We start from the raw sequence: 9,188 nt of genomic DNA on the forward strand, positions 1-9,188 counted from the left end.
TGTGGTCAGGTTCTCGACCCGGCAGTCGAAATAGTTGCCGATTCGCCTGATCGCCCGTGAGTAGGCCTCGATGGTCTTGGGTTGCAGGCCTGCCAGTTTCAAGTACTGAAGATGCTTGCGGTAATACTCGTTGAATTGTGGATCATTGGGCATGCTGGTGTCCATTGTAAACCTCCTTTTTGAAGTAACTGGTCAATGGCCGATGCGTTGGCATCGCCTTTTCCGGTATATTACTATAAGAAGGCAAAGTTACAATGTGTTGATTTTTAAAAGAGGGGAGCTTGCTGTCTCCGCGTAGCGGCTTCGTCCAACAATAAGTTCAACCGTCAATTTAACTGTCCTGGGTATTTTTAGCGCTTGATTTCGACGGTTAACTTAACGTTTGAGGTATAAATGACATTTATTATTCTACAAAAGATCCTTAATAAGACCCTAATGTTGTTAGTGTGTGCATTCTTTTTATTTCCGAGCCTGTTATTTGCTGACGACACCAACACCGGTGGTGACAATATAAGCCATGATGGAGCTATAATTAAGACGATTGTGAATATACCACATTACAAAGAAGTGAATATTGTACATAAAATTAACGAAAGGTTACTGGCTACTTATTCCAAACATGATAAAAAGTTGAAAATCTGGGATAGATCCAAATTTTTATTAATAGCAGAATATGATCCAACAGAAGGTGAAGTTAATCAACTATTTTCAATTGGGGGACAACTTTTTGCAAAATCTCAATCTGCCTTTTATAGGATTGATTTAGCGAGGGATTCAATAGAGAAAATCTTAAGTGACGTTTCTTTATCGAGCATTACAATCATCAATAATAGATTTATAGTTTTTATTGATAACAGAGCCCGATATAGGGCAAGAATAATAAGTTACGACTATTTGAGCGGTAAACTCAAATCAATGCCTTATGATATGAATGTCTGTGGTGCCTGCTCTCTTGATAAGATTTTCTTTTCAAACAATAAGTATTATGTGCCCGTAAATTTTGATGGTGTAAGTTTTCAAGTTTATGACAAAGATTTTAATCTAATTGAAATATACACAACTTGGTTTAAAGAAAAGTATAAAACAATGAACGTAAAAGTTTATTCAAAATTTAATATCAATTCCATCAAAAAGATTCCAAATATAGTACCTATTAGCGAAAATGCTGAAGGCATAAGTAATACTTTAAAAACGAAATTGGTTGAGAGTAAAATAAAATTAAAGTCAAAAATAAAAAATTATATAAAAATTGAAGAAAGTAATTATTCTATTAAAAATGAAAGGACGGGGAATGTCGCTGGATTTCCATTAAGAAAATTTTATTTGTTCAACAAACAGTCTGGAAAATCAAAGTTAATTACGGCTGGGAATGAGGAGTACGCTGCAAGCAATGTGACAAAGTTTACAGAAGAATTTATCGACATTCAAAATGAAGTGGTTGGCATTCGATGTCATTCTTACGGGACCGAGAGCTTTTTTATTTTTGATTTTTCCGGGGACTTATTAGGCGAGAGCCAACAATTTGATCTAGATGAAATAGATATAGTTCCCATTGAAAACTACCTTTTGTTAATTAATTACACCAAAGGAAATATTATTTCCTATGATCTAAAAAAGCAGAGTAGGGTTGTTAAATATCGTAAGGAAAACATAGAAGGACAAAAAATTAGCATGATGATTGGGGCAGCATATCAATCCGATTCCCCCAAATTAAAGAAATCTCATATTTTCAATGATGTTTTTGATATAGTTGACATTAATATTAGTGGTGTCTTGTTAACTACGATTTTAGCAAACAATTGCATCAAAACATGGAATTTGAGTACAGGAAAACTTCTGGCCACTAAGTATACGATTAATGAAAGTACGGATGTCATTGTAACCCCTGAGGGATATTTTACCGGAAAAGGGAGCTATCAAGATTACGTACATTTTGTAGATAATAGGTTTAATGTTTATTACTTTACCCAATTTGCTCGAAGGTTCTACCGCCCTGAAATAGTCCAGCTCTCTCTATCCGGCAAATCCCCTTCAGATGTTGAATCGATAGAAAGTGTAATAGCCAATCAAAAGGCGCCATCAATAAAAATTATTTCCCCTGATAATAACTATAGAACATCAAACGACACCGCCACTGTCAAAGTCAAAATTCTAGATGGTGGAGGCGGGATTGGGGATGTATACCTTTATTTAAATGATGTCCTCGTTTCTATTTATACAAAGGGGATAAAGATTGTACCCAGTGAAAAATCCAAATTATTTTCGTTTAAGATAAGTTTGTCTGAAGGTAAAAATAAGATAAAGGTAATTGCATATAATAAAGCGAACTCAATGAGTTCCGAGCCTGATAATATTGTTTTAATATCAAATTATAAATTTGATGCTCCATCACTTTACATCCTTGCAGTCGGAATCGATACCTATGAAAACAATGAACTAAATTTAAGGTATGCTGTTGCAGATTTAGAGCTGTTCACAAAAAACATAGAACAATTATCTGCGCCGCTATTTAAAAATGTAAACATAATTTCACTTAGCTCACCCCATGATACTACAAAAGAAGCACTGTCAAGAGCTTTTAATAGACTTTCACTTGACGTAAGGGCTGGCGATTATTTTATATTCTATAATTCGTCTCATGGTTATATTGCATCCTTTAACAATGGCGATTCGAAATTTTTCTTGATCACAAGCGATGTTATTTTTCTCGATCCTGAAAATTTAAAAAAATATGCCATCTCACAGGACGAGCTTGTTTCGCTTATAGGAAACATTCCTGCCCAAAACAAAATTATGATTCTCGACACCTGCCATTCAGGAGAAGCCGGTAGGATAATTCAGATGGCGGCAATGTCTGGAAAGCAGAAGACATATACTAGAGCCTTATCATCGGCGACGGCTATGCAGCTTTTAAAAATGGCATCAGGGTCGTCGGTATTTACTGCATCTCAAAGCGTTGAGGCTGCTATAGAAGGGTTCAAAGGGCATGGGTTATTCACCTATACCTTAGTAGAGGGAATGAAAGGCATGGCTGATGAGAATAATGATAAATTTATTACACTTGGGGAATTAAAAAGCTATGTTGAAAGGAACGTTTTCATTCGTTCAAAAGAACAATTTAAAATAAAGCAAGTACCCTATGTTAATATTGGAACGATTGATTTTTCTATTGCAAACGTTCGATAGAATAAAGCTGATGAAAATAGCATTGAAATAAGTTTGAAATAATATAGGAATTTGCCCAACAAATAAAGGATTAGTAACCGTGCCGAGGCACGAGGCTCGGTACTAATCCTATGGTTCAAGAAGCCGCGGATCAATAGGGGAAAAGGTTAACGATTTGCTGGATGTGTTTATGACAAGATGTGATTAAAATATCAAAAGATGGCCTTTATCCTGATGTAAAAATCAAAAATCAGGTCGTTTTCAGCCCTTAAAACCCAGGTCAAAAATTAAAATACCGTCAATTTGGCGTACGGATACTGAAGCATGTCGATAGTCATTTATCAGGCTGTTTTTAAAGTCGAGCAACACCGGGTAGTCAGTTTTGTGAAGTTATCCGGGCCTGCCTCTTGGTTCCGGCTTTGCAAAGAAAATAAATTTCAAATCATGCCCGCAATGGCTGCATTTAATACCCGGTATTTCAAGTTCCGGGATTTTAATAAAAAGAGCAATAATGTCATGGATGAATGAGATGAGTTCACGGATTTTTTCTATGGACAATGCGCTGTTGGGATTGAGAAATCCATAATGTCTAATTTTCATAAACCCTTTGGGAAGAACATGCTGCAAGAACCGTCGGATAAACTCCATGGCATCCAATGCCATGGTTTTCCACTTCTTTTTTTCACGGTCTTTATACAAAAATTTGATGACGCCATTTTCAATGCTTTTAATACGATTATTGGAGATGGCAACCCGGAACACATATCTTGAAAGATAGCGCAGGGAATTTTGTCCCTGCCCCACGGCCTGGCTGTCAATCACCCATTGCTGTTTCCATACTGCGGAATCAATTTTATCGAGCAGCCCGGCTTTTTTTATGGCATCTTTGAATTTGGCTTTAAAAATGACCGCCAGAGGTTTTGTGTGAACAAACAGATCCTGTCTGGAAGAAAGCCATTGGTCATTATCAGATAAAGCACCTCCGGGAATTATTATATGCAAATGTGGATGATACTGAAGCATGCCGCCCCATGTGTGGAGGGCTGCCAGATATCCGATTCGATCAGATCCGATAAACCGTGTATCTTGTGCCAGTTTTTTCAGCGCTTCATTGGTGCATGAAAACAGGGCACCATAAGATAATTTTTGATGAGACCTTACAACATCCCGCAGGCCCTGGGGAAGTGTAATGGTTAACAGGAAATAATAGGTCGGCAGCAGCTTTTTCATCTGCTGATCCAGCCATTGGTCCGCTTTACTCTGCTGACAGTTGGGACAATGACGATTGCCGCAGCAGCAGTGAATAAAATGCAGATTACGGCAGTCATCACATTCATACACCATTGTTCCAAAGGAACCCTTTCTGCAGGCACTGATATCCCGTATGGTTTTTTTATGAGACTTCGGCATTCGATCTCCATAAAGTGTCAGAAATTTCGGCCCATACATTTGGAAGATTTTTTGAACAGCACTCATGACAACACCCCCTGCATGACTTTGGAAACTTTGTCATTGGAATCAACTTGGGCCTGTGTGGTCACATGCAGATAAATCATGGTGCTTTTAAGGGTTTTATGGCCTAATATTTTTTGCAATCGTCTGATCCAATATACCAAAGACGGTCGGGTCGGACCTGATAATAATGTGGTTGAAAATGCCATCAGACCCTTTGTTGTGGGTCGAAATAACTGGTTGTTCTCATGCACACCTGAAGGCGCAAGCGCCAGCGCCTGCATCTACAGCCTGATCGAAACGGCCAAGGCAAACGGTCTTGAACCTTACTGGTATCTTAAATACCTGTTTAAAAATTTACCTGAAGCCATGACGGCTGATGAATTTATTGCCTTGATGCCCCAGAATGTTGATAAAACCCTGCTTGAAGGTCCTCCGGCTAAATAATACCCTGTTTTTGCGTTATCGAAAAGGTGCGGTTAACTGATCGCTTACCTTGAAACGATAGAGAATCCTGATTCAACTTCACAATGCCCGGCATGCAGCAAAGGAACAATGATAACCTTACTGGTTCTGGACGGGTACGGGAACGTGGTAAAAGAAACCAGCATAGATGCCTGCTTTGAACAGGCGACGCAGGAGGCAGAATCGCCATAAATGGCTTTACTTTGAAGGGATTTACAGATATCAGATTGTATAGGTTTTTCAGGGGCTCGTATCATTAATCAAGCTTGCTTAACCGGTTTCTCCATCATTTTTAAACCGGATCATATCAATTAAAAGGGTGAATTCAGGTGAACACTCAAATTTTCCAGGCAGATTTCAAGACTGCAGCAGTAAAAAACAGAATTGGAATTATTGTATCTTCTGCTTTTATCCAAGGAAAAGATCACCGAGCCTTCGACCCGGTTAATGTAACCAAAAATTGGAGCGGCCAAATTAACAGTCGGGCAATTTTACGGTTCAGTCTTGGCCGCTCAACTTAACGTTTTATAACCTTAATACAAAAATAAAAAACTGACTGAATGGGAAAAACAAGGGAACAGAACTCGTTCAAGAATTCGATCCCGTATTGAACACATTTTTGGAGTTCAGGCTATGACAGCTGGGAGTTTGATTGTCCGGACAATAGGCCTTGCGAGAGCAAAAGCGAAAATTGGCCTCCGAAACCTGGCTTACAACATGACTCGATATAAAACGTTGGTCCATAATGGAGTCTGACGGGATGATGGACGACCGAGGTCGTTCAATCCATCTGAAGAACCCCTTCAGGTAGATGTTCGTAGCCAAACTTAGGGCATGGAAATGAATTTTACTCGTGGATTCCATAATTTCTCAAAATTTTAACTCAGCACTGGATTATTCGAGGTGCCCTTAATGATTAAGTCCCCACAACCATTATTTTTCAGTGGCACTGTTTTCAGGGGAGGCTACAAATGGTTTTGCTACGAATTTTTTGAGTTCAATGGTATCTATGAAAAAGGCCAAACATTAGTTGACAAGATAGAATTCCTATTCTATGAATGGATTCATTTTCAATCAAATATGATCCTAATCTGAGGAAGGACCATGTCTCAAAAATTTTATCTATACGATAACACAAGCGGGGTTATCAATCTTATATTAAGTCATTTCAGAAAAAAATATGGAGTAGGTGCAATTTTTCTGCACAGTATGGATGCAGAGTCATCAGATCTTTTTGAAAACCAAAAACAGACCTTTTGTGAACTATGCCAAAAAGGAGATTCAGTTGAACTAGCCAGATTGTGTCATGCAGATCACTTGAAAAGAGCTTTTGCGAAACAAAAAATAGCTGTGATTAATCAATGCTATCTAGGTTTATACAATGTTTCATTCCCCATAGTTATTGAAGGGAATATAACTGCGACCCTTTTGATCGGGCAAGTAAAGATAAAGGGTAAAGAAAAAGATGCTTATCAAAAAGCAAAAAAGTTTTTGAGAAATTCAAATTTTGATTTACCAAACGCTGATGCAATTTTGTCTCGATGTGAAAGCATAAATACTCTAAATGAATCTGTTTTTAATGACACTGTAATCCCCGAAGGGAGATACATTGCAAAACTGATTCAAGCCCTTCTGGAACAGGAGCGTTTTAGTAAAATCAGAATGTCTAGTATCGCACACGAACTACTGCTCCCTATACAATCAATAATTATTGATTCCGAAACATTGAAAGATGAAACTTATGATGATCAATTCGATATAGAGTTTATTCGTGAGAATGCATCAAGTATTTTACTCGAAGTCAGTAAATTAAATATGCACATCAATAACCTTAGAAGAGTGGTAAAATTTTCGGTTGTTGATTTTGCCTATGATTTTGTAGAGACCAATATTTTTCCTATGATTGAAACTGCTCGAACAACCTTTAAAAAGGAGGCAGATTTGAAAGGAATAGTTTTAAGGAAACAGACGTTCACTCAACGCAAATTCCCATCTCTATTTCTTGTCAAGGAAGAACTGAGTATCGCTTTGAATAACTTGTATTCTAATGCAATAAAATATTCATACTCTCAGAATAGATTTAAAGATGAAAGATTTATTACGACAGAGTGTTATACAACAATGATTCAATCGAAAAACTTTTTTGTGATTGAAATTTCTAATTTCGGTGTCCCTATAAAAGAAGAAGAGATAGAGGGAGGGTTAATCTATCAGGCTGGCTACAGAAGCGAATATTCAAAAGATAGAAATAGGACTGGATCTGGGATAGGCCTCTTTTTAGTAAAAGATATAATCGAAAGAATACACAAAGGAATAATTGAGGTTCACAGCACACATAAGGGTAATGGAAATTATACCACTGTGAAAATTTGTTTACCATACGAAAGAGAGATTTATAATGCAACTAGAGAAAAGCTATAGCCTATTATGGATTGAAGATGATTTTGACCGGCTAAAGAACTTGGTTCGCCCTCTTCTGAAAAAGGGTTTCAAAGTAGATCACGTAACGAACCTTGAAAGTTATTGTGAAAAACAAAATCTTCAAAAATATGATTTGTTTATTGTTGATTTAATGATTCCACAAAAAAAAAGAAATGGTGATATTACTGAGTTTGATCCGTATCCAGGTATCCAAATTCTGAAGAATTTAATAGATTTAAATAAGCCAATACTGGTCTTAAGTATAGTGACCGATACAGAAATCATGAAGACTATAAATAAAATGGATAGTTCTATAAAAATACTTAGGAAAGGAAACGTATTTCCTTCTGATTTTAAATATGAAATCTATGAACTTCTCGGAATAGAGGAGTCCGCTGATGAATAGTTTTATTGAGTTTGTGGCTGCTTTTCTTAAGGATATCAGTTCTTTTACTGACCTTATAGTCTCTTTTGTTATTGGATGTCTCTCGAGCTGGCTTGTGTCAAGATTTTACCACAAAAAATCAAACCGGGATTTTAGAAACCTTAGAGAAATGGTCAAAGAAAATGCTGGAGTCAAAGGCTCAAAAGAGTTTGTTGGGTTATTAGCAAAATTAGAAAATGAAACTATAGATAAGATGACGAAAGAAGCTCACGAAACGAGCAATAAAAATTTGTTGGAAAAGGCTCTTTTCTTGGGAGGGTTGGTAAAAATGAAAAATGGTGATCACCTTCTCGGACATATTGAATTGAGCCAATTCTCCCCAAAGTTATTTCAATTTTATATTAATTATTGTTTGGCAGCCTATGTCAGTATTGGTAATGCCACAGGAACAATATTATTATATTCGCTATTATGTGAAAAGTTAAAACAAGTATAAGTAAGGCATCAGTACTCGAACGAGTTCCTCTATGGCATCCTCGTCGCCTGGCCTTACTGCATCTATATCGATTTCATTGAGCATTTGAATTGCACTAAGAGTTAGTGCTTCAATTGCCTTGGGATTACGGGGCTGGTAAACATCAAAATTATGTGTTGTTGTTTGGGCCATTGGTAAACCGGTAATGGTAACAGGGTTATACAGGATCACTCAGAAGTAGATCAGAAGATTAACGCAGGACAAAAACGATTGTTGAAATAAATAAACAGCTTGGATACAAAATCGGAATACTAACAAAACCATGCTGCGGACAGACCGCAGATGTTTGCGAACCGCGAGGTAAGAACAAAAGTTATGTGCAATTGGAAGGTGCCTGAAGTAAAAAGATAAGAAAAACTCCGTTCAGTAACGAACAGTGGCATAAATTTATTTCTATGGCAACACCTAAAATCTATAAAAAATGAATTTTAAGCGCACTGTATAGTGGACCCCGAAAACTGGACAATGTGTTAAGATAAAATATAACAGTCCAGAAAGGGGATATTTTGAAACGAAAAAACTACAGTAAAGAATTAAAAAGCAAGGTCGCATTGGCAGCCATAAAAGGAAATCAAACTGTCAATGAGATAGCCTCTGAGTTCGGCATTCATGCTAGTCTTGTAAATCGGTGGAAAAAGGAAGCCATAGAAGCCCTGCCATTGGTTTTTGGCAATAGCAAGGCAAAACAAACCAAAGAAGCCGAAATTGAGCGAGACCGTCTTTATCAAACGGTTGGTAAACTCCAGGTTGAACTGGATTGGTTAA

General features: G+C 37.2%; 8 protein-coding genes and 1 pseudogene. 7 read left to right on the plus strand and 2 right to left on the minus strand.

Translation table 11 applies throughout. The annotated features are described in order from the left end of the window. Window positions 1–393: 393 nt before the first annotated feature. Window positions 394–3,186, plus strand: coding sequence for a caspase family protein (locus BLT94_RS21155; RefSeq protein WP_092238630.1), 2,793 nt, complete (start codon window positions 394–396; stop codon window positions 3,184–3,186). A gap of 369 nt (window positions 3,187–3,555) precedes the next feature. Here the strand turns inward: BLT94_RS21155 and BLT94_RS21160 are convergent, their stop codons facing one another. Further along, window positions 3,556–4,641 (minus strand): IS91 family transposase, encoded by a 1,086-nt coding sequence (locus tag BLT94_RS21160; RefSeq protein ID WP_092238632.1) that lies wholly within the window; start codon window positions 4,639–4,641, stop codon window positions 3,556–3,558. A 120-nt stretch (window positions 4,642–4,761) separates the two neighbouring features. On the opposite strand from BLT94_RS21160, the pseudogene BLT94_RS21165 reads away from it, so the two are divergent. Further along, window positions 4,762–5,064: pseudogene (locus BLT94_RS21165) on the plus strand (transposase domain-containing protein); the annotation flags it as partial. 44 nt (window positions 5,065–5,108) lie between these two features. On the opposite strand, the gene BLT94_RS21170 reads toward BLT94_RS21165, so the two are convergent. Next, window positions 5,109–5,339, minus strand: coding sequence for a hypothetical protein (locus BLT94_RS21170; protein ID WP_092238635.1), 231 nt, complete (start codon window positions 5,337–5,339; stop codon window positions 5,109–5,111). Between the two features lie 295 nt (window positions 5,340–5,634). On the opposite strand from BLT94_RS21170, the gene BLT94_RS21180 reads away from it, so the two are divergent. The 5 genes from BLT94_RS21180 to BLT94_RS21210 form a co-directional block, all read left to right on the plus strand. Continuing rightward, window positions 5,635–5,838, plus strand: coding sequence for a transposase (locus BLT94_RS21180; RefSeq protein WP_217641261.1), 204 nt, complete (start codon window positions 5,635–5,637; stop codon window positions 5,836–5,838). Window positions 5,839–6,186: 348 nt separating this feature from the next. After that, window positions 6,187–7,503: a PocR ligand-binding domain-containing protein gene (locus BLT94_RS21190; protein ID WP_092238644.1), complete on the plus strand. Its 1,317-nt coding sequence runs from the start codon at window positions 6,187–6,189 to the stop codon at window positions 7,501–7,503. Then, window positions 7,481–7,909 (plus strand): response regulator, encoded by a 429-nt coding sequence (locus BLT94_RS21195; protein ID WP_092238647.1) that lies wholly within the window; start codon window positions 7,481–7,483, stop codon window positions 7,907–7,909. Before BLT94_RS21190 ends, BLT94_RS21195 begins: the two co-directional genes overlap by 23 nt. Beyond that, window positions 7,902–8,384, plus strand: a complete 483-nt coding sequence (locus BLT94_RS21200) for a hypothetical protein (RefSeq protein ID WP_092238650.1) — start codon at window positions 7,902–7,904, stop codon at window positions 8,382–8,384. Before BLT94_RS21195 ends, BLT94_RS21200 begins: the two co-directional genes overlap by 8 nt. 545 nt (window positions 8,385–8,929) lie before the next feature. Further along, on the plus strand, window positions 8,930–9,188 hold a 259-nt coding region (locus tag BLT94_RS21210), incomplete at its 3' end, for a transposase (RefSeq protein ID WP_139169098.1).

It is taken from the genome of Desulfobacula phenolica (assembly GCF_900105645.1).
In the GTDB taxonomy this organism is placed as follows: Bacteria; Desulfobacterota; Desulfobacteria; order Desulfobacterales; family Desulfobacteraceae; genus Desulfobacula; species Desulfobacula toluolica.